Below are 20,403 nucleotides of genomic sequence, written 5' to 3'. Positions count from 1 at the left end.
ATCCGATGACAGCAAAATTGATCCTGACCGGCGACGTCAATCTGATGAACGTCTCCGATCCGGAAGTGCCGTTCCGGCGCGTGCGCCCGGCATTTCAAGCGGCCGATCTGGTCTTCAGCAATCTGGAGTGCTGCCTGTACGAACCGCCGAACGGCCACTCGGTGGACAACGAAGGTTTCTACGTGGCGCCATCGGTCGCCCAGGCAGCCCTGACGCAGGCCGGCATCCGCGCCGTCGGCCTGGCCAACAACGTGAACTATGGCGAGGCCGCCATCATGAACTCGGTGTCGCGGCTGGACCAGGCGGGCATCGCGCATACCGGCGCCGGGGCCGACCTGCAGGCGGCCCGGCGGCCCGCCATCGTCGATTGCGGCGGCGTGCGGGCAGGGTTTCTGCAGCGCACGTCGGTCTACTGGCCCACGCATCACGAGGCGCGCGCCGAGAGCGCGGGGGTCGCGGTGATCCGGGGCAATACGGCCTACCAGCTGCCCATGCACAAGATGCGGCCGGAAATCCCGCCGATGAATCGGCCGGGCCTGCCGCCGGTCATCCTGACCTGGGCCGAGCCTTCGTACCTGAAATCTTTCCAGGAAGACATCGCGGCGCTGCGCGAGCAGGCGGATTTCGTCGTGGCCTCGTGCCACTGGGGGCTGAAGGAAGACGTGCTCGACTACATGACCGAGATCGGCCATGCGGCCATCGATGCCGGCGCCGACATGGTGATCGGCCATGGCCCGCATTATTCGCTGCCGGTGGAGGTCTACCAGGGCAAGCCGATTTTCTACGGGCTGGGCAGCTTTTCTTTCCACACTGGGCACAACGGCAAGAAACACGGCGACTGGGTGGGCATGATGGTGCGGGCCGGCATCGGCAAGAACGGGGTGGAGCAGGCCTCGTTCCAGTTCGTGCGCCATAACGACGAGAACGAAACCGTGCTGTGCCCGCTGGCCGGGGAACAGGCCACGCTGGAGAAGATCAGGCGGCGCTCGGCGCCGTTCGGCACGCGCCTGACCGAGAACGGCGATGAGGTCTGCGTGGACCTCGGGTCGGGCGCGCGGCGGTAGAAGCACGCGCCCATTTTCGATCATCCGAATCAATGGAACTCCCCGTGTCTGAACACGCTCTTTCCGACAATCGCTACACCCGGGGCATCGCCGACTTCGTGTCCGGCCTGCGCTACGAGGCCATTCCGCCCGAGGTGACGGCGCGCATCAAGCTGCTGATGCTCGATTCGCTGGGCTGCGCCATCTACGGCGCGGACCTGGAATGGAGCCGCATCCTGCAGACCACCCTGACCGGACTGGATACGACCCAGTCCTGCTCGGTCTGGGGCACGGGCCTGAAACTGTCGGCGCCGCATGCGGCGCTGGTCAATGGCACCCAGGTGCAGGGTTTCGAATTGGACGATGTGCACCGCCAGGGCGTGCTGCATGTGGGCGCGGTGGTGCTGCCGGCGCTGATCGCCATCGCCGAAATGCGCCCGGGCATGAGCGGGCGGGAATTCCTGACCGCCGCCGTGGCCGGCTACGAGATCGGCCCGCGCGTGGGCATCTGCATGGGGCCCGAGCACATCGCCCAGGGCTGGCATTCGGGCGCCACGCTGGGTGTGTTCTCCGCGGCGGCCGGCGCGGCCCGCGGCCTGGGCCTGGATGCCGCGCGCACCGTGCACGCGCTGGGCATCGCCGGCACGCAGGCGGCCGGCCTCATGGCCGCGCAGTACGGCGCCATGGTCAAGCGCATGCATGCGGGCCGCTCGTCGCAGAGCGGGCTGTATGGCGCGCTGTTCGCCGAGCGCGGTTTCACCGGCATCGTCAACGTGCTCGAAAGCGAGTACGGCGGCTTCTGCACGACCTTCTCGCGCTCGACCGATCGCTTCAAGCTCGACGAGCTGACCGCGGGGCTGGGCAGCGTCTGGCAGACCATGGGCGTCGCGCTGAAGTTCTATTCCTGCGTGGGCAGCAACCACAGCACGCTGGACGCCATCCGCGCGATGCAGGCCGGGCGTCCCTTCGGCGAGGCCGACGTCGACAGGATCGTGGTGCATGGCTCGCAGGTCACCATGGATCACGTGGGCTGGAAGTACGAGCCGCAGGGCCTGACCTCGGCGCAATTGAACCTGCCCTATTGCGTGGCGACCTGGCTGCTCGACGGCGATTGTTTCGTCGACCAGTTCACCGAGGACAAGGTCGCCGATCCCGAGCGCATGCGCGTGGCCGGCAAGGTGCAGGTCCGGCACGACGCCGGGATCACCGCCAGGGGTTCGAAGTTCCGCCACATGGTGCGCGTGGAAGTGTTCCTGAAAGACGGCACGAGGCTGGAGCGCACCGTCGAGGCCGGCCGCGGCAACGAGCGCAACTTCGCCAGCGAGTCCGACATCGTCGAGAAGTTCGACAAGCTGGCGCTGCACGTGCTGGAGCGCGGCCAGGTCGAGCGGATCCGCGATTGGGTGCTGGGCATCGATACGAAGGCCGACGCGGCCGAACTTGCGCGCCTGTTGGCAAAAAAGCGTGATGGAAACTGAAATGGGAACAGCATCGCAGACCCTGGCTGCCTATGCCGCCGGATTGCAATGGCAGGACCTGCCGGAAGACGTGCGCGAGCGGGCGCGAGCCTGCATCATCGACACGCTGGCGTGCATCACGTTCGGGGCGCGCTTTCCCTGGAGCGCGGCCACGGCGGCCTATGCCCGCCGCTATGGCGCCGCCGGGCCCTGCACGGTGTTCGGCGTGCCGGACACGGCTGTGATGGCGCCCGCCGCGGCGCTGGCCAATGGCGCTGCCGCGCACGCCTTCGAACAGGACAGCCTGCGTTCGCCCGGCGCGGGCGTGCATCCCGGCGCAACGCTGGTGCCGGCCGTCGTGGCGGCCTGCCAGGATGCCGGCGCCGACGGCGCCACGGCCCTGCGCGCTTTCGTGGCCGCCTGCGAAGTGATGTTCCGCATCGGCGCCGCCGGGCACCATACGAGCGAGAAGCTGGGGTTCCACGCGCCGGGCCTGCTCGGCCCGTATGGCGCAACGGTCGCCGCCGGCGTGGTCTACGGACTGGACGCCGATCGCCTGGCGTCTGCGCTGGGCATTGCGGGTTCCTTGTCGTCCGGGCTGCTGGCCTTCACCAAGGCCCGGCAGGGCGCCATGGTCAAGCGCCTGCACATGGGGCGCGCGTGCGAGGCGGGCATTCTGGCCGCGCGCCTGGCCGCCGACGGCTACACCGGCCCGGAAACCATTCTGGAAGGCCGCTTCGGCTTCCTGGATGTCTATTGCCGCGACGGCGATCCGGAACTGCTGACCGCCGGGCTGGGCCGGGATTGGGAAACGCGCAGAGTATGCATGAAGCGCTATCCCTGCCACGTGACGGCACAGCCGGCCATTCAGGCGCTGCGCCAATTGATGGGCGAGCATGGCTTTACCGGGCGCGATGTCGCGCAATTGTCGCTGGAAGTGCCCGACAAAGTGGCCAGCCACCACGACATCCGGGCGCCGGGTGACGTCATGAGCGCGCAATACAGCTTGCCGTTCTCTGTCGCGCTGGCGCTGTGCCGCGACCCGGAGGATCCGAATTCGTTCGACGAAGAGGCGTTGTCCGACCCGGACATACTGCGTTTATGCGGGCTGATCCGTCTGGCGGCGGCGCAGGATCTGCCTTCGTCGTGGAGCGCGCGCATCGAGGTGGTCCTGCGCGATGGCCGCACGTTGCAGACGCTCGCCAGTTCCTTCCGCGGCATGCCGCAGGATCCGTTCGGCGGCGAGGATCTGCGCCGGCGTTTTCTGCTGATGACCGGCCAGGCCCTGGGCGAGGACGCGGCGCGGGCCTGGTACGAGGCGCTGGCGCAGTTGCAAGTCCAGCCGGCCTTTCCCGTGCCTGCCTTCCCGGCGAAGGGGCGGGCGAAATGGCTGGCCGCGGTCAAGGAGGGCGGGGCGCCGGAGCGGTCTTGACCAGCAAGGCCGGCCCGTCGCCCTGCCCCGCGATCTCCCGCGCATCCATATTGTCCAGCTCGGTCAGCATGCGCGCGACGAAGTCGATGAATACCCTCACCTTGGGCGCCTGCCGGCTGCTGTCGTGGAATACCACGAACACGTCGCGCGCCGGCAGACGGTACTGGGGCAGCACCACGCGCAGGCGGTTGGCCCGCACCAGGCGGGCGATGTCCCAGCCGGAGCGCATCATGATGCCGTGGTGGTCGAGCGCCCAGTTCAGCGCCACCTCGCCGTCGTTGCAGGCCATGCGGCCGTGGACCTTGACGGTTTCCATGGTGTTGCCCAGCACGAAAGTCCAGACGCCGTAGGGGGTGTCCTGGCGGTCCACCACGATGCATTCGTGGCGCGCCAGGTCGGCCAGCGTGGTGGGCGTGCCGTGGCGTTCGAGGTAGGTGGGCGAGGCGCACAGATAGCGGCTGTTGGTGGCCAGGCGGCGCGCGCGCAGTCCGGAGTCGGGTTGCGCGCCCAGACGGATGGCCAGATCGAAGCCGCCCTCGACCAGGTCCTTGGGGTGGTCCGACAGGTCGAGGGCGACCTCCAGCCGCGGATATTCCCGCATGAAGGCGGAGATGACCGGCGCCAGCCGGACGCGGCCGAAGTTGAGCGAGGCATTGATGCGCAGCTGCCCCACCGGTTCTTCCCGGATGGTGGATAGGGCGCGTTCCAGTTCTTCCAGCTCGGCCAGCACGGCCGAACCCCTTTCCAGATACAGCCGGCCTTCGCCCGTCAGGCTCAGCGAGCGCGTGTTGCGATTGATGAGCCTGACGTTGAGCCGTCTTTCCAGCTGCGCCAGGCGCTTGCTCAGCGCGGCCGGCGTGATGCCCATGGCCCGCGCGGCCATGGTCAGGCTGCCGTGCTTGGCGATCTGCATGAAAAACGCGATTTCGCTGGCGCTGTCCATGCGCGCTTGCCTCCCTGATTTTCAACCCGGCGGAACAAATGTCTTGAGGCGTGGCGGCCGCAACATGCCGGATCCGGTCCCTATACTTTTCGCACTTTTACACGATCAGGGACACACGAGCGAATGAAGCTGAAAGAGATCTCGCAGATCGTCCGCAGCAAGAACGCCGGGCCGCGCACGCTGACGCTCGACATCATGTTCGCCGACGATGGCCACTACGAATTGGCGCGCCGCTCGGGCGCGATCAACGCGGCGGCGATCGGCGCGCTGTACGACACGCCCGCCGAGCAGGTGCGGGTCATCGAATATCCGCTGTGCCGCGCGATCAAGATCGCGCTGCCGCGCAAGATCACCGCGGGCGATCCCGGCGATGCCGATGTCTACGGCGCGCAGCAGCACGCCCGGCTGTTCGAGGTGGAACTGTGAGCGCGACCGGCCGCCTTCTCGAGGAATTCGCAAAGGCCGGAACGCGCCGGCCCCTGAAGCTGCTGGGCGCATCCGGCCAGCTGGGCTACGGCATTCCCACGCCTGCGTTCAACGCGGGGCTGGAGCGCGGCCCGGACCTGATCGGCTGCGACATGGGGTCGATCGATATCGGGCCGTACTACCTGGGCGCCGGCAAAATGGCGACGGCGCCGGCGCAGACCAGGCGCGATCTGCGCAAGGTGCTGCTGGGCGCGCGCAAGCTCGACATCCCGCTGGTGATCGGCTCGGCTGGCTCGGCCGGCGCCCGGCCGCATCTGGAACAGACGCTGGCGCTGGTGCGCGGGATCGCGCAGGAAGAAGGGCTGCGCTTTAGGATGGCGGTGCTGCCGGGCGACATCGACCGCGGGATCCTGGCCGATGCGGTGCGCGCCGGCGGCGTGACCGGCATCGACCAGATGCCCGACCTCACCATCGAAGAGGTGGGTGCCGCGTCCCACATCGTCGGCCAGATGGGCATGTCGACGTTCCAGCAGGCCTTCGCCGCCGACATCGACGTGCTGATCGCCGGCCGCGCCTGCGATACGGCGATCTTTTCGGCGCTGCCCGTGATGCTGGGCTTTCCGGCCGGCCTGGCGGTGCACATGGCCAAGATCATCGAGTGCGCGTCGCTGTGCTGCCTGCCGGGCGGGCGCGACACCATCCTGGCCACGCTCGACGACGACGGCTTCGTGCTGGAGAGCATGGCGCCGCAGCGGCGGGCGACGCCGGTATCGGTCGCGGCGCACAGCCTGTACGAGCAGAGCGATCCCTTTCTCATCATCGAACCCGAGGGCCGCGCCGAGCTGCACGACGCGCGCTACGAGCAAATCGACGAGCGGCGGACCCGGGTGTCGGGCGCGCGCTGGGTGCCCGCCACGGCGCAGACGATCAAGATCGAGGGCTCGCGCCGGGTGGGCGAACGCGCCGTGCTGCTGTGCGCGGCGTCCGATCCCTTCTTCATCGCCGGCCACGAGCAGATCCTGCAGGACGTTTCGGTGGTGGTGCAGGATCTGGTGTGCGAGGGCGGCGAGAAAGATTACGAGCTGTATTGGCGGGTCTACGGCAAGAACGGCGTCAGCGACGCCAAGGTCGACGCGCCGGCGCCGCATGAAGTGTTCATGCTGATCGAATGCATCGCGCCCACGCCCGAACGGGCGCTGGAAGTGGCGCGGACGATGAAGCAATACCTGCTGCACTTCGGCTATCCCGGCCGGCAGTCCACCGGCGGCAACCTGGCCTTCGCCTTCACTCCGCCCGAGATCACGGTGGGTACCGCTTATCGCTTCAACATCTATCACATCATGAACGCGCCGGACGTCGGCCGGCTGTTCCCGTTGACCGTCGAGAACCTCTGAGCCCGCGGCAGACGGCATTCCAATAACTCTAGGAGAAGACATGAAGACACTGCACCTGGCCGCCATGGCCATGGCGGCCCTGCTCGGTTTGGCGCCCGCCGCGCCGGCGGCCGCGGCCTATCCGGAAAATCCCGTCAAGATCATCGTCGGCTTCCCGCCGGGCCAGTCGGCCGACCTGATCGCCCGTGCGCTGGCGGCCAAGCTGGGGCCGGCTCTCGGCAACACTACGGTGATCGTCGACAACCGCGCCGGCGCCGCCGGCATCATCGGCATGCAGGTCACGGCCAAGAGCTCGCCCGACGGCTATACGCTGATGATGTCGTCGAGCACCACGCTGGCGATCAATCCGTCGCTCTATCCCAAGCTGCCCTACGATCCGCTCAGGGATTTCGCCCCGGTGACGCTGGTGGCCAAGCTGCCGCTCTATCTCATCGTCAATGCCGACTCGCCGTTCAGGACGCTGGCCGATTTCGTCGACTACGCCAAGGCGCATCCGGGCAAGATGAACTTCGGTTCGGCCGGCAATGGGCTGACCAACCATCTGGCCATGGAGATGTTCAAGTCGCGCGCCAAGATCGATCTGGTCCACGTGCCCTACAAGGGCGGGCCGGCGGCGGTCACCGACCTGATGGCGGGCCGCATCAACGCGATGTTCGAAACCGGGCCCGGCTCGCTGGAGTTCATCAAGGCGGGCAAGCTGCGCGCCCTGGCCGTCAGCAGCATGGAGCGCTCCAACGTGATGCCGGATCTGCCGACCATCGCCGAGTCGGGCTATCCCGGTTTCGAGGCGATCGCTTGGGTGGGGCTGGTGGCGCCGGCCGGCACGCCGGCGGCCATCGTGGAACGGCTGTCGAGCGAATCGCGCAAGATCCTGCAGACGCCGGAGTTCGCCAGCAACCTGAAGGCGCTGGGCGGGTTCCCGGCGGGCAACACGCCGAAGGAGTTCGACGCCTACATCCGGTCCGAAATGAAGGCCTGGGGCGATGCCGTCCGAATCTCCGGCGCGAAAGTGGATTGAGTATGTTCGCTCCTCCTCAATTGATACAGGCGCGCGTGTTCGCCGAGATGCCCGAGCAATTCCGTCGGCGCGAGATTCCGCCCGAGCGCCTTGCCTCGGGGCGCAGCGTGCCGGTCAATGGCTGCTTCCTGGAAGGGCCGTCGTTCGATCGGCAGGGCAATCTGTACGTGACCGACATTCCGTTCGGCCGGGTGTTCCGCATTTCGCCCGCCGGGCAATGGGAACTGGTGGTCGAATACGCCGGCGAGCCCAATGGGCTGAAGATCCATCGCGACGGCCGGGCCTTCATCGCCGACTACCGCAATGGGCTGATGGCGCTGGACCTGGCCACCGGGCGCATGGAAGCGATCGCCTCGGACTACAAGGGCGAGCATTTCAAGGGCCTCAACGATCTGGTGTTCGCCAGCAACGGCGATCTGTATTTCACCGACCAGGGGCAGACGGGGCTGAACGACCCGAGCGGGCGCGTCTACCGGCTGCGGGCCGGCGGCCATCTGGAGCTGCTGGCCGACTACATTCCCAGTCCCAACGGGCTGGTGCTCAATGCGAAGGAGAACGCGTTGTTCGTCGCGGTGACGCGCGCCAATGCGGTCTGGCGGCTGCCTATCATGCCGCCGGACGGGGGCGTGGTGCGCGCCGGCCATTTCATCCAGCTGTCCGGCGGGCGCGGTCCCGACGGGATGGCGATCGACGAGCACGACGGACTGGCGGTGGTCCAGCCCGACATGGGGGCGGCGTGGATCTTCAGCCATCGCGGCGAGCCGGCCTTCCGCGTCCAGTCGCCGCGCAGCGATCTGGTCACCAATTGCGCTTACGGCGGGCCGGATCGCAAGACGCTGTACATCACCGACTCGCTGGCCGGCTGCGTACTGGCCGCCGATCTTCCCGTGGCCGGGAAGGTCATGTATTCGCACACCTGAAGAGGGGAACCAGGTCCCGGGCCCCCGGCCCGGCCCCCTAGCCTTCCAGGAACAATTTGCTGATCGCCGGCGCGTATTCTCCGCCATAGCCCTGTTCGATCGCGGCGTCGAAGGTCTCCAGCAGATTGCGCGCCCCGCTGGCCCTCACGCCCGCGTGTTCGGCCAGTTCCAGCGCATAGAGGATGTCCTTGCGCGCATACGTGACCGGAAAGGCCTTTTCCGGAAATGCCTGCGGCACGATGGCCTTCATGCCGTGGTTGCGCAACGCGAAGCTGTCGGCCGAGCCGGTGGAAAGAATGTCGAACAGCCGCTGCGTGTCGACCCCCACCTTGCGTCCGATCGCATAAGCCTCGCCCAGCGCCAGCACGGTTTCGTACAGCACCATGTTGTTCAGCAGCTTGGCCACCTGTCCCGCGCCTATGCCGCCTGCATGGACGATGTCGGACGCGAAGGTGGCGATCAGTGGCCGTATGCGCGCGTAGGCCTCGGCCGAGGCGCCGACCGGTACCGACAGCTTGCCGGCCTGGGCGGCCGCCCGGGTGCGCATGACCGGCGCGTCGGCGAACACGATGCCCAGTTCCTGGAGCCGCCTGGCCATGTCCAGCGTGTAGGCATAGGGCGTGGTGCTCAGGTCGACCACCGTCTGGCCGGCCTTCAGGTGCCGGTACAGCCCGCGTTCGCCGAACAGCACGGCTTCCAGCGCCTCGCGCGAGGGCAGCGAAAGAAAGATCACGTCGGCTTCGGCGCCGAGCCGGTCGGGCGCGGCTTCGATGGCGCCCTCGGCGGCCAGCCGGCGCACCGGTTCGGGGTTGGTATCCGAGACCAGCACCGGCAGCCCGGTCTTGGTGGCGAGATGGCGGCACATGGGTTCGCCCATTACGCCGACGCCGATGAATCCCAGTTGTTCAGGGTTTGCTTGCACGGTCATGGCCTCCTCCAGTGCTTACGTCACCGAATATAGTTCTGTTTAAAAGAACATGTGTTCTTTTTTTAAGCTATTGAATGGCGAGCCGCCTGTCAAGCCATGCCAGCGTTCCGGTCGACAGGGGGAGACCCGCGTAGCATAGGCATCGGTTGACAGCCGGTCCGCTAGTCCTTAGGCTAGAAAAGAATAATTATTCTCTTAGACGGAATGGTGGCGGAGATGGAACCATATTCTTTGCAGGCGCAACTGAAAGATCCCGGGGCCGCGCCGCCCCGTTTCAGCGACGAGGAGTGGGAATTGCGGGTCAAGCTCGCTGCCTGCTATCGGCTGATCGATCTGTACGGCATGACGGACATGATCTACAACCACGCGTCCGCTCGCGTGCCGGGGCCGGATCATCATTTCCTGATCAATCCGTTCGGGCTGCGCTATGCCGAGATCACCGCCTCGTCGCTGCTCAAGGTGGACATCGATGGGCGCGAGATCTACAACCCGTGGCGCAGCTACGGCATCAACAATGCCGGCTACGTCATCCACAGCGCCATCCACCGTGCGCTGCCTGCCGTGGAGTGCATCATCCACACCCACACGCCGCACGGAATGGCGGTATCGTCGCTGGAATGCGGGCTGCTGCCGCTCACGCAAACCGCCATGCGTTTCGGCAAGGTGGCCTACCACGACTACGAAGGCGTGGTGCTGGACCTGGAAGAACAGGGCCGCCTGATCGCCAACCTGGGCGATGCCGAGGTGATGATTCTGCGCAACCACGGCCTGCTGGCCGTCGGCGCGAGCGTGGAGCAGGCCTTCAACAACATCTACCGGCTGGAGCGCTCTTGCCATACGCAGCTGCTGGCCATGTCGGCCGGCTCGCCGCTCGTCCGGCCCAAGCCCGAGGTGGTGCGCCGGACCAACCAGCAGCTCTCCCTGCAGCCGAGCGCGGGCAAACCCGGCGACCACAAGCCCTACGGCGTGCTGGAGTGGCCAGGCCTGCTGCGCTGGCTCGATAGCATCGATCCTTCCTACCGTACCTGACGCGCGGCCATGCAGTCCCGCCGCGCCATCCTCGTTTCGCGCGAGGTTCACGATCATTACGGTTCCGCCATCGTCGAGGCGTTCTCCGCGCCGGACGGCAGCTGTGAATTGCTGCCCGTCGACGCCGGCGCCTCGTTCGGCGACGCGCGCCTGCGCGACGTTTGCGCCGGTTTCGTCTCGGTCGACGTGCTGGGCGAATCCAGCAAGGATCGCCTGACACCCTTGATGGCCACGTTCTGCGACCTGCTGTTGCGCGCCCCTGCGCTGTCATGGGTGCAGGTTTCGTCGGCCGGGGTCGACCGGCCCCAGTACCAGGCCCTGATGCGGCGCGGCGTCACGCTGACCCATGCCGGCGGCATCGCCTCGACCACGGTGGCCCACTCGGCCATCGCCGGCGTGCTGGCGCTGGCGCGCGAATTGCCCAGATGGGCGGCATTGCAGCGCGAGCGGCGGTGGGCGCCCGCGCGCGGCGCCGACGCGCCGCAGGACCTGGACGGCCAGACCGCGCTGGTGGTGGGACTGGGCGCTATCGGCGGCGAAGTGGCGCGCCTGTGCCGCACGCTCGGCATGCGCGTCGTCGGCTTCAGCCGTTCGGGCAGCCCGGTCCAAGTGTGCGACGAAGTGCACCGGATCGGCGCGCTCGACGCGCATCTGCCGGCCGCGGACTGGCTGATCCTGTGCTGCCCGCTTACGCCTGCAACCCGTCACCTGGTCGGCGGCCGGCAACTGGCGGGGCTGCCGCGCGGCGCCCGCATCGTCGACGTCTCGCGCGGCGGCGTGGCCGACGGCGCCGCGCTGCTGGCCGCCCTGCAGGACGGGCGCCTGGCCGGCGCCTATCTCGACGTGTTCGAGACCGAACCGCTGCCTGCCGACTCGCCTTTCTGGAGTCTGCCCAACGTCATCGTCACGCCGCACGCGGCCGGCGATTCGCGCGGCCGGGCGGACAGGCTGGTCCGGTTTTTCCTCGCCAACGCGCGCCGGCTGGCGCGCGGCGAATCCCTCAGGAACGTGGCCTCGCCCGCCTCGGTTCAATAACAACGTACAGGAGACCCCATGAAGAACTTCAGGAACGCAGTCCGCAGCGCGGCCGCCGCCGGCGCGCTTGCCCTGGCCGCCGGCGCGGCCGGCGCGGCGAGCGATTTCCCGCAGCAACCGATCCGCATCATCGTCCCCTACAGCGCCGGCGGCAGCACCGACGTGGCCGCGCGGGTGCTGGCCGACGGCATGTCGCGCCAGCTCAAGCACACCGTCATCGTCGAGAACCGGCCCGGCGCCGGCGGCACGATCGGCACCATGGCCGCGGTCAACGCCCCGGCCGACGGCTACACGCTGCTGATCACTTCCAGTTCGCACCTGGTCAACAAGATCCTGCAGCCCGACCTGAAGTACGACATCCGCAAGGATTTCGTGCCGCTGTCGCAGATCACCCGGCTGCCAACCGCGTTGGTGGTGCGCTCCGACTATCCGGCGCAAAGCGTGGCTGCGTTGATCGAGCGGGGCCACAAGTCTTCCGTGCCGCTTACCTACGGGACGGCGGGCGTGGGCACCATCCAGCACGTGAGCGCGAGCCTGTTCGCGACCGAGGCCAAGATCGACGCGACCCACGTTCCGTACAAGGGCGGCGCCGAGGTGGTGACCGACATCATCGGCGGCCGCATCGACTTCACTTTCACGCCGCTGGTCGAAGTCATCGGGCATATCAAGAGCGGCCGGGTGAAGTCGCTGGCCGTCAGCACCAAGGAACGCGCCGCCGCGATACCCGACGTGCCGTCGGTCAGTGAAACGCTCAAGGACTACGAAAGCTTCCACTGGAACGGGCTGGTCGTGAAGGCCGGCACGCCGCCGGAGCGCGTCGCGCTGCTGGCCGACGCCATCGTCAAGGCGACCAAGGACCCGGCCGTGATCGACAAGCTGCGCGGCCAGGGCACCGAAGCCCGCGGCGAGGGTTCGCAGGCGCTGGCCGCGCTGATGAACAGCGAACAGGCGCGGCTGGAGCCGCTGCTGGCGGCCGACGCGGTCAGGAAGGATTAGAGGTCCACCCTGCGTGCTTCGCGCGCGGGGAGAGGTCCACCCCTACGTGCTTCGCGCGCCACTCAAGGGGCGACGCCTTGCGGACCGGCGGAGCCGGATCCGCGGCGTCCTGGGGCGGGGCGGCGAGATTTATTGGTCCCGTTCCCAGCCGCCGCCTAGCGCCAGGAATACGGCGATCTGGTCGTCGGCCAATTCCGCCCGCGAGGCCGCCAGTGCCTGTTCCGCCCCGGCCAGCGTCCGCTGCGCGTCGAGCACCGACAGGTAGTCCGACCGCCCCGCCCGGTACATGCGTTCCGCCTGCGCGGCGGCTTCCGCGCTTTGCGCGCGCGCCGCCTCCAGCGCCGCCTCGCGGTCGAGCTGCCGGGCGTAGGCGGACAGCGCGGTTTCCGTTTCCCTCAGCGCATCGAGCACGCTGGCGTCGAAGCGCGCCAGCGCCGCCTGGCTGCCGGCCTCGGCCTGCGCGATGCGGGCCTGGACCGCGCCGGTGTCGGGAATCGTCCAGCTGATCAGTGGCCCTAGGCTCCAGCTGTAGGTGCCGCGTTCGCCGAAGATCGCCGCCGGTCCGGCCGAGCCGGCGTTCAGGCCCAGGGTGATCTTGGGGTAGAGGTCGCCCGTGGCCACGCCGATGCGGGCGGTGGCGGCGGCCAGCGCGCGTTCGGCCTGGCGGATGTCGGGGCGGCGGCGCAGCAGCGCGGCGCCGTCGCCGACGGGGATGGGCTGCGTCAGCGTGGGCGGCGTCGCGCAGTCGGCCAGGCCGGTGGGCAGTTCGGCGGGCGCGCGGCCGGTCAGCGCGGCGAGCTGGTACAGCGCCGCGCGGCGCCGGGCCGCGCGCGGCGGCAGCGCGGCCCGCAGCTGTTCGAGCTGGGCGCGGGCGCGGGTGGCGTCCAGCCGCGTGCCGCGCCCGGCCGCGAGCAGCCGTTCGACGGCATCCAGCGATTCCTGCTGTACCTCCATCGAGTGGCGGGCCGAGCCGAGTTCCATGCCGGCCGTGCACAGGCCGGCATAGGCCCGCGCGGTGGCCGCGGCCACGGTGACGCGGGTGGCGTCGTAGGCGGCGCGGGCGCTGTCGGCGTCGGCGCGCGCGCTTTCGATCGCGCGGGCGATCTGGCCGAACAGGTCGACCTGATAGGACACGGCGGCCGTGGCGCCGTACGACCAGCGATCGCGCGGCCGCGCGGCGGGCGCCAGGGCCTGCACGCCGGAGGCGTGGCCGAAGGTGGGCGAGGCGCCCACCGATGCGCTGGGGCGCTGCTGCGCGCCGACTTCTTCGGCCACGGCCTCGGCGCGCGCGAGGTTGGCCTGGGCGACGCGCAGATCGGTGTTGGCGGCGAAGGCCTGTTCGACCAGGCCGTCGAGCACCGGATCGCTGTACAAGCGCCACCAGTGGGCCGGCGCCTCGTCCTGAGCGTAGGGACCGGCCGCGGCCTCGGCGAACGACTGCTGCGCGGCCGGACGCTGCACCGCGGCCTGCGGCGGCACGCGGTAGTCGGGGCCGACCGTGCCGCAGGCGGCCAGCGCGAGCGCGATGGGCAGCGTGTAGAACAGTGGCGCAAGCTTGATCATGATCGTGCCTGCACTGGATGGGCCGCGGGGCGCAGCGCGGCGGCGGACCGGGCCGCCGCCGGGCGATTCTCGGCGCGGGCGTCGGCGCCGGCAGGGCCCGGATCCGCCGCTGACGTGCGCGCCGGCGCCGAGGCGCCGTCGCCGACCACCACCGTCGCCGTCTGTCCGGCCACCAGCCGCACGCCTTCCGGCACGCGGTCGAGCTTGACGCGCACCGGAATCCGCTGCGCCAGCCGCACCCAGTTGAAGGTCGGGTTCACGTTGGGCAGCAGATTGGCGCCGGTGCCGCGGTCGCGGTCGGCGATGCCCAGCGCGATGCTGTCCACGTGGCCGTCCAGCACCCGCCTGTCGCCCATCAGCGTGACCCGGGCCGGCGAACCTTCATGGATGCGCGGCAGCTTGGTCTCTTCGAAATAGCCTTCCACGTAGAACGAGCCGGCGTCGACCACCGCCAGCACCGGATGGCCGGCAGCCGCGTAGGCGCCGACCCGCAGGTCGAGGTTGGTGACGCGGCCGTCGGCGGCGGCCACTACGCGGCAGCGGGCGAGATTGAGCCGGGCGGTGTCGAACTGCACTCGCGCCTGCGCGACGGCCGCTTCGCCGCGGGCCAGGGCCGCCCGGGCCTCGGCCAGCGCGGCCTCGCTCTGCTCCACGCGGGCGGCGGTCTGCTCGACCTGCTCGGCGGCCACCAGGTCGCCCAGGCTGCGGCTGCGCGCCAGGTCGCGCCGCGCCTGGTCGCGCGCCACCGCCTGCGCGCGTTCGGCGGCCCGCGCCTGCACCACGGCGGCCTGGGCCTGCTCGACTGCCGTCTGCGCCTGCCGCAGCGCCAGCTCGAAGCGGCTGGGGTCGATTTCGAACAGCACGTCGCCCGCCTTCACGTCCTGGTTGTCGTGCACCGGCACGGACGTGACCAGCCCCGAGACGTCGGGCGCGACCTGGACCACGTAGGCGCGCACGCGGCCGTCGCGGGTCCAGGGTTCGACTTCGTAGAAATTCCACAGGCGCCGGCCGGCGTAGAGCGCGGCGGCGACGACGAGCGCCGTGACGGCAACGCGGCCGATATTGGCCGGCCGCAGGGCGGAAGGGATGTTCATGACGCGTTCCGGGATTCAGGTCAGATAGGGAAACAGGCGCGACAGCGCATACAGCACCACCACGAACAGGGCGAGATCGAACAGCGCGGCGTGCCATACCAGCCGGTAGAAGCCGACGCCGGCCAGCGTGCGCCGCAGCAGCCAGGTCGCGCCCAGCGCGGCGAAGGCCAGCACCAGCAGCCAGGGGACATAGATGCCGTAGAGGCTGATTTCGCCGGTCATGGCTGGGGCGCTCCTGCGGCAACGGCGGCCGGCGCGCCGGCCTCGGGAAACAGGCCGCGGCGGATGCCGATCAGCGCGACGATGGCCTGGTCGCGCGCGGCGCGCGCCGGGCCCTCCAGCGCGGTCACATGCGCCAGCGCGCCGTCGATGCGCGCCAGGCAGGATGCGGCGGCCGGCGCGCGGCCGGCCTGGCGGGCGCGGTACCACTGCGCCAGTTCGCGCAGCGCGGCCTGGATCGCCTCGCCGGCCTGCGGCAGCCGGCCGCGCGCGTGCTGCAAGGCGACGATGTCGGTGCCCACGCGCAGGTCTTGCAGCGCGTCGTCGGCGATGGGCGCCTGGCCCTGGCGGGTCAGCGCCAGGCGTTGTTGCAGCAGGCCGATGCGGTCCAGCATGCGGGCCGTATGGCCCTGGCCGTCGGCGGGCGGGCGCGCGGCGCCGGCCAGTTCCGTCAGCTCGCGCCAGTTGGCCGCCTGGATGCGCTGCGCCGCGCGTTCGGCGCTGATGGTGCGCAGCAGGGCCGTCACCAGCGCCGCGGTGGCGATGCCGCCGAGCTGGCCGAGCATGCCGTCGATGAAGGACACCAGGTCGGAGGTGTGCGTGTCCTGCAGCGACAGCGCGGTCAGCACGCCGAACAGCGTGGCCATGGCCTTGATCGCGAGCGCCGGCCGGCTGGCGAGGGCGCCCAGCACGAAGGCGACGGGAAAGATCGTCAGCGCCAGCATCTCGAACGAATGCACCGCCGGCAGGATGGCCAGCAGGTACACCGCCGAGATGGGGATCGACGCCACGGTGTAGACCAGGAAGGTGCGGATCGCCGGCACCGGGTTGTCCATGGTGGCGAAGAAGCTGCAAAACACCGCCGCCATCATCGCGGCGGCCGAGCCGTTGGTCCACGCGGTCAGGATCCAGAAGGCGCAGCACAGGCAGATGGCCACGGCCGCCGCCACGGCCGACAGCAGCGCCACGCCGTAGTCGCGGTGCAGGGCCGGCCCGGGGCGGCGCCGCATGGGCCGCTGCGGGGCGCCATGCAGCCCGGCCTCGATCTGCCGCCGCAGCAGCAGGCAGTCGCGGTAGGCGTCGACCAGTTCGCGCAGCCGCGTGCCCAGGCTGGCCAGCAGCAGGTCGCGCCACGGCGAATCGGCGCCGACCGCGGGCGTGGACTGCACGACGGCCGTGCGCAGCGCGAGCGCCTCGTCCGGCTCCGCCCGGCGGCCGGTTTCGAGCCAGGCGCGCACGGCGGCCAGCGCGCCGCGCATCGGCGCGGGCACCGGCTCGCCGGCGGCGTCCAGCGCGCGCAGGCGGTCTTCCACCGCCGAGGCCAGCGGCGTCAGCGCGGCGATGCGATCCTGCATGGCGCGCACCGCTTCGGCGGTCCAGCGGATGTTGCCGACGTCGTACGGAATATGAGTGGACAGGAGCCGCAGCTGCGTGATGTCGTTGGCCAGCTGGCGGCGTTCGCGGTCGCGCCGGGGCGCGTTGCCGGTGCCTTGCAGGATGTCGGACAGCCAGATGCGCGCGTCGCGCATCACGGCGTCGAGCCGGCCCATGACCACCGGCGCCACGCCGCGCGGCAGCACGATGCTGTGCACCAGCGACGCGCAGACGATGCCCAGGCCGATTTCTTCCACCCGCGCCAGCGCGGTGTCGAAAATGGCGTCGGGCGTGCTGACCGAGGGAAAGCCGATCAGCGCCGCGGTATAGCCGGCCAGCATGAACACGTAGGAGCGGGGCGTGCGGTCGAGCAGCGCGACGAACAGGCAGGCGCCGACCCACAGCGCGATCGCGCCGGTCATCAGCACCGGGTAGGAGGCCAGCCGCGGCACCATGTACACGGTGGCGGTGGAGCCGAGCGCGGTGCCGGCCAGCCGGTAGGCGGCCTTCGAGCGGATCGCGCCGGCCCAGGGCTGGGTGACGACGACGTAGGCGGTCATCATGGCCCAGAACGGGCGCGGCAGGCCGATGCCGTAGGAAATGTACAGCGCCAGCATCGCGCCCGCGAAGGTCTTGGCCGAGAACAGTGCCTCTTCGGCGGTGATCGGCTTCATTGCGGTCCCGCGGGCTCCGCCGGCTCCCGGCGCGCCGCCTCGCAATGCGTTTTCAGTTGCGCGAAGACGCGCAGGAAGGCCTGCGCGTCGGCCTCGCTCACGCCGTCGAACAGCTGGCGGCGCACGTCGACCAGCAGCGACTCGACGCGCGCGGTGAGCGCCTTGCCGGCTTCGGTCAGGTGCAGGGTCTTGGCGCGGCGGTCGGTGCTGTCGTCCTTGCGCTGCACGTAGCCGCTGGCTTCGAGCTGGTCGAGCAGCCGCACCAGCGAGGAGGCCTCGATGCCCAGCTCTTCGGCCAGCGGGCGCTGGCGCACGCCGTCGCCGAGCCGGCCGATCAGCACGATGGGCCAGGCGGTGGCCTGCGACAGGCCGAGGTCGGCCAGCATCTGGTCGGCCACGCCGCGGTACACGCGCGCCATGCGCGTGAGCGTGGTGGTCATTTCCATCAGCAGGGCGTCGGAAGGTGTTTTCAAGATGGGTTCTCCCCCCTTGCGCCGGCCGTAAACCGGATAGGAAGCCACTATTTAGGAAGAAATTAATTAGGAATGCAACTATTGTAGCGAAGTCCAGCCCCGAGGGCCAGCTTGGCTATTCGCGATGTTGCGTATCCACGGCAGGCGAACCCGCGTTGCGCTATCCAGGGCACCGCGGATCCGGCTTTGCCGGTCCGCCAGTGCCGCCCTCCGGGGGAACGCGCGAAGCGCCCAGGGGGAGGCCTAACCTGAAATTTCGCTCCAGCAGTCCGAGTGCCTCGTTCAGCGCTTCGATCTGCGCCGCCGTCAGCCCTTTCATCGCTTCTTCGAAGAAGGCCGCGCGGCGCGGCATGGCGGCGTCGACCACGCCGCGGCCGGCGGCGGTGAGGCTGACGTTGGTCAGGCGGTTGTCCTGCGGGTCTACCCGTCGTTCGATCCAGCCCAGCTCCTGCAGCGCATGCAATTGGCGCGTGAGCGAGGCCGGGTCGAGCTGGCTGCGCTCGGCCAGCTGCTTCTGCGAACGCGGGCCGCTTTCCCACAGCGACAGCAGGATGCGCCAGCGCGGCAGCGCATGGCCGACGCGGCTGCTGAAGGCGGCCTGCATGGCGCGGTAAGCCCGGCCCAGGCGATGGATGGTCTCCAGACCTTGCTGCTGGGTCGGCACGGCGCTACTCCGACGGCGGCGGCGGATCGGTCTCCGCCTTGGACTTCTTCGTCAGGTGCACGGTGGGCACGCGGCTGACCACCCACAGCGCCAGCGCGGCGATCACCAGCGTGATCAGCTGGCCGGCGTGGATGGCGCCCACCAGCGCCTGGCGCGCGCTTTCGATCAGCGCGGCGCCGTAGTCGTGGTGCTGCGCGATCTGCGCCAGCAGGCGCGATTGCATGTCGAGATCGACCAGGATCTGCGGGTTGTGCAGCTGGGGCAGCCATTCGGAGGCATTGCTGGCGGCCAGCGCGTCGGTCACGCGGCCCAGGTAGTCGTGGGTGACGATGGTGCCGACCAGGGCCGTGCCCAGCATGCCGCCCACCATCCGCAACGATTGCAGCATCGCGGTGGCGATGCCCAGGTGGGTGCGGTCGGCCGTGTGCTGCGCGAACACCGTCAGGTTCGGCATGATGAAGCCCAGCCCCAGCCCGCCGGCCAGCATGTAGGCGACGATCCATGAGTGCGGGGTGCCGCGGTGCATGGTGACGATGCCCAGGCAGGCGATGCCCATCACGATGAAGCCGGCATACAGCATGACGTTGGGCCGCGGGATGCGCGTGACGATGCGGCCGTTCAGGATGCTGCCGACGGTGGTGAACACGACCATCGGCGTGATCAGCAGCCCCGCCTGCTGCGGCGAGAAGCCGAAGCCGCCCTGCAGCAGCAGCGGCGAATAGAACAGCAGCGAATACAGGATCACGCCCACCAGCAGCGCCAGCGCGAACAGCGCCGCCAGCGAGCGGTTGCGGAACATGTCGAGCGGCAGCAGCGGATAGCTGCAGTGCTTTTCCCACAGGATCAGCCCCGCGAACGAGGCCGCGCTGCCGGCGGCCAGCCCCATCATGCCCAGGCTGAAGCCGTGGGTGGGCAGCAGTTCGACCAGCAGCTGCAGGCTGCCCAGCGCCGCCGCGATCAGCAGGGCGCCCGGCCAGTCGAGGCGGATCTTGGCCTGCGTCATCTGGCGCATGAAGGGCAGGTGGCGCCAGACGAACAGGGCGCCGATCAGGCCCACCGGCAGGTTCACGTAGAACACCGAACGCCAGCCGTAGTTCTCGGTCAGCGCGCCGCCCAGCGACGGCCCGATGGCGTTGGCGATGCCGAAGGCGGAGCTGACGATCACCTGCCATTTCAGTCGCACGCGCGGTTCCGGAAAGAGATCGGGAATGCAGGCGAAGGCGGTGCCCACCAGCATGCCGCCGCCGATGCCCTGCAGCGCGCGCGCCAGCACCAGGCCGGGCATGCTGTCGGCGGCGCCGCACAGCACCGAGGCCAGCGTGAACAGGATGATGGCCGCGATCACGAACGGCTTGCGGCCGTAGTAGTCGCCCAGCCGGCCGAAGATCGGCACCGTGATCACCGAGGTCAGCAGGTAGGAGGTGGCGACCCATGCGTACAGGTCGAAGCCCTGCAGTTCGGCCACGATGGTCGGCAGCGCGGTGCCCACGACGGTCTGGTCGATCGCGACCGTGACCATCACGAAGCACATGCCGAGCACGGCCATCAGGGATTGTCGGAAGGGGAGCACCTGGCCTTGTGAATGGGGTCGGCTCAGGGAGGGAGTGGACATCGCGGAGACTTGCAGGAAATCATTGATGAATCAATGATTGTAGTCCTTGCGGGAGGCGGGGCGAATCGGGACGTCCGCAGACGTCCTTGCCGGCCACGCGCGGCGCCCG

At 69.3% G+C, this 20,403-nt stretch carries 19 protein-coding genes; 10 read left to right on the top strand and 9 right to left on the bottom strand.

The window, feature by feature from the left end; translation table 11 throughout:
- Positions 1-5 precede the first annotated feature (5 nt).
- Genes ABD927_RS22925 through ABD927_RS22915 form a run of 3 tightly spaced genes read left to right on the top strand, consistent with a single transcriptional unit; the run spans position 6 to position 3,932 of the window.
- On the top strand, positions 6-1,064 hold the full coding sequence (locus ABD927_RS22925; RefSeq protein WP_345252211.1) for a CapA family protein: 1,059 nt from the start codon (positions 6-8) through the stop codon (positions 1,062-1,064).
- 44 nt (positions 1,065-1,108) lie between these two features.
- The gene (locus ABD927_RS22920; protein ID WP_345252210.1) at positions 1,109-2,521 is read left to right on the top strand and encodes an MmgE/PrpD family protein; all 1,413 of its coding nucleotides are present in this window, start codon (positions 1,109-1,111) and stop codon (positions 2,519-2,521) included.
- A gap of 1 nt (position 2,522) precedes the next feature.
- Positions 2,523-3,932 (top strand): MmgE/PrpD family protein, encoded by a 1,410-nt coding sequence (locus ABD927_RS22915; RefSeq protein WP_345252209.1) that lies wholly within the window; start codon positions 2,523-2,525, stop codon positions 3,930-3,932.
- Here ABD927_RS22915 and ABD927_RS22910 read toward each other — a convergent pair.
- Positions 3,901-4,875, bottom strand: a complete 975-nt coding sequence (locus ABD927_RS22910; RefSeq protein ID WP_345252208.1) for a LysR family transcriptional regulator — start codon at positions 4,873-4,875, stop codon at positions 3,901-3,903. The genes ABD927_RS22915 and ABD927_RS22910 overlap by 32 nt on opposite strands.
- Before the next feature lie 123 nt (positions 4,876-4,998).
- On the opposite strand from ABD927_RS22910, the gene ABD927_RS22905 reads away from it, so the two are divergent.
- From ABD927_RS22905 to ABD927_RS22890, 4 genes are read left to right on the top strand one after another with little or no spacing between them, the layout of a single operon-like run.
- Positions 4,999-5,301, top strand: a complete 303-nt coding sequence (locus ABD927_RS22905; protein ID WP_345252207.1) for a DUF4387 family protein — start codon at positions 4,999-5,001, stop codon at positions 5,299-5,301.
- Entirely contained in the window at positions 5,298-6,695 is a 1,398-nt protein-coding gene (locus ABD927_RS22900; protein ID WP_345252206.1) for an acyclic terpene utilization AtuA family protein, read from the top strand. The genes ABD927_RS22905 and ABD927_RS22900 overlap by 4 nt, the downstream gene beginning before the upstream one ends.
- Before the next feature lie 40 nt (positions 6,696-6,735).
- Positions 6,736-7,713 (top strand): Bug family tripartite tricarboxylate transporter substrate binding protein, encoded by a 978-nt coding sequence (locus ABD927_RS22895; protein WP_345252205.1) that lies wholly within the window; start codon positions 6,736-6,738, stop codon positions 7,711-7,713.
- A gap of 2 nt (positions 7,714-7,715) precedes the next feature.
- Complete coding sequence (locus ABD927_RS22890) at positions 7,716-8,633, top strand: SMP-30/gluconolactonase/LRE family protein (protein WP_345252204.1); 918 nt, start codon at positions 7,716-7,718, stop codon at positions 8,631-8,633.
- Between the two features lie 37 nt (positions 8,634-8,670).
- Here the strand turns inward: ABD927_RS22890 and ABD927_RS22885 are convergent, their stop codons facing one another.
- Complete coding sequence (locus ABD927_RS22885) at positions 8,671-9,561, bottom strand: NAD(P)-dependent oxidoreductase (protein ID WP_345252203.1); 891 nt, start codon at positions 9,559-9,561, stop codon at positions 8,671-8,673.
- Between the two features lie 216 nt (positions 9,562-9,777).
- On the opposite strand from ABD927_RS22885, the gene ABD927_RS22880 reads away from it, so the two are divergent.
- From ABD927_RS22880 to ABD927_RS22870, 3 genes are read left to right on the top strand one after another with little or no spacing between them, the layout of a single operon-like run.
- Entirely contained in the window at positions 9,778-10,590 is an 813-nt protein-coding gene (locus ABD927_RS22880; protein ID WP_345252202.1) for a class II aldolase/adducin family protein, read from the top strand.
- 9 nt (positions 10,591-10,599) lie between these two features.
- Positions 10,600-11,625, top strand: coding sequence for a D-2-hydroxyacid dehydrogenase (locus tag ABD927_RS22875; protein WP_345252201.1), 1,026 nt, complete (start codon positions 10,600-10,602; stop codon positions 11,623-11,625).
- Positions 11,626-11,643: 18 nt separating this feature from the next.
- Positions 11,644-12,621 (top strand): Bug family tripartite tricarboxylate transporter substrate binding protein, encoded by a 978-nt coding sequence (locus ABD927_RS22870; protein WP_345252200.1) that lies wholly within the window; start codon positions 11,644-11,646, stop codon positions 12,619-12,621.
- Positions 12,622-12,750: 129 nt separating this feature from the next.
- On the opposite strand, the gene ABD927_RS22865 is transcribed toward ABD927_RS22870, so the two are convergent.
- From ABD927_RS22865 to ABD927_RS22835, 7 genes are all read right to left on the bottom strand, one after another.
- Positions 12,751-14,184 carry an efflux transporter outer membrane subunit gene (locus ABD927_RS22865; protein ID WP_345252199.1) on the bottom strand — a complete coding sequence of 478 codons (1,434 nt, stop codon included), beginning with the start codon at positions 14,182-14,184 and terminating at the stop codon, positions 12,751-12,753.
- On the bottom strand, positions 14,181-15,278 hold the full coding sequence (locus tag ABD927_RS22860; RefSeq protein ID WP_345252198.1) for an HlyD family secretion protein: 1,098 nt from the start codon (positions 15,276-15,278) through the stop codon (positions 14,181-14,183). The genes ABD927_RS22865 and ABD927_RS22860 overlap by 4 nt, the downstream gene beginning before the upstream one ends.
- Before the next feature lie 15 nt (positions 15,279-15,293).
- A complete protein-coding gene (locus ABD927_RS22855) occupies positions 15,294-15,500 on the bottom strand; it encodes a DUF1656 domain-containing protein (RefSeq protein WP_345252197.1) in 207 nt (68 codons plus the stop codon).
- Positions 15,497-17,545 (bottom strand): FUSC family protein, encoded by a 2,049-nt coding sequence (locus ABD927_RS22850; protein ID WP_345252196.1) that lies wholly within the window; start codon positions 17,543-17,545, stop codon positions 15,497-15,499. The genes ABD927_RS22855 and ABD927_RS22850 overlap by 4 nt, the downstream gene beginning before the upstream one ends.
- Complete coding sequence (locus tag ABD927_RS22845; protein WP_345252195.1) at positions 17,542-18,018, bottom strand: MarR family winged helix-turn-helix transcriptional regulator; 477 nt, start codon at positions 18,016-18,018, stop codon at positions 17,542-17,544. Before ABD927_RS22845 ends, ABD927_RS22850 begins: the two co-directional genes overlap by 4 nt.
- A 160-nt stretch (positions 18,019-18,178) precedes the next feature.
- Positions 18,179-18,682, bottom strand: a complete 504-nt coding sequence (locus ABD927_RS22840; RefSeq protein ID WP_345252194.1) for a MarR family winged helix-turn-helix transcriptional regulator — start codon at positions 18,680-18,682, stop codon at positions 18,179-18,181.
- Between the two features lie 4 nt (positions 18,683-18,686).
- Positions 18,687-20,294 (bottom strand): MDR family MFS transporter, encoded by a 1,608-nt coding sequence (locus ABD927_RS22835; protein WP_345252193.1) that lies wholly within the window; start codon positions 20,292-20,294, stop codon positions 18,687-18,689.
- Positions 20,295-20,403: the final 109 nt, after the last annotated feature.

This window comes from Pigmentiphaga soli, assembly GCF_039541095.1.
GTDB lineage: Bacteria > Pseudomonadota > Gammaproteobacteria > Burkholderiales > Burkholderiaceae_B > Pigmentiphaga > Pigmentiphaga soli.
This window is presented reverse-complemented; position numbering and strand designations above follow the sequence as displayed.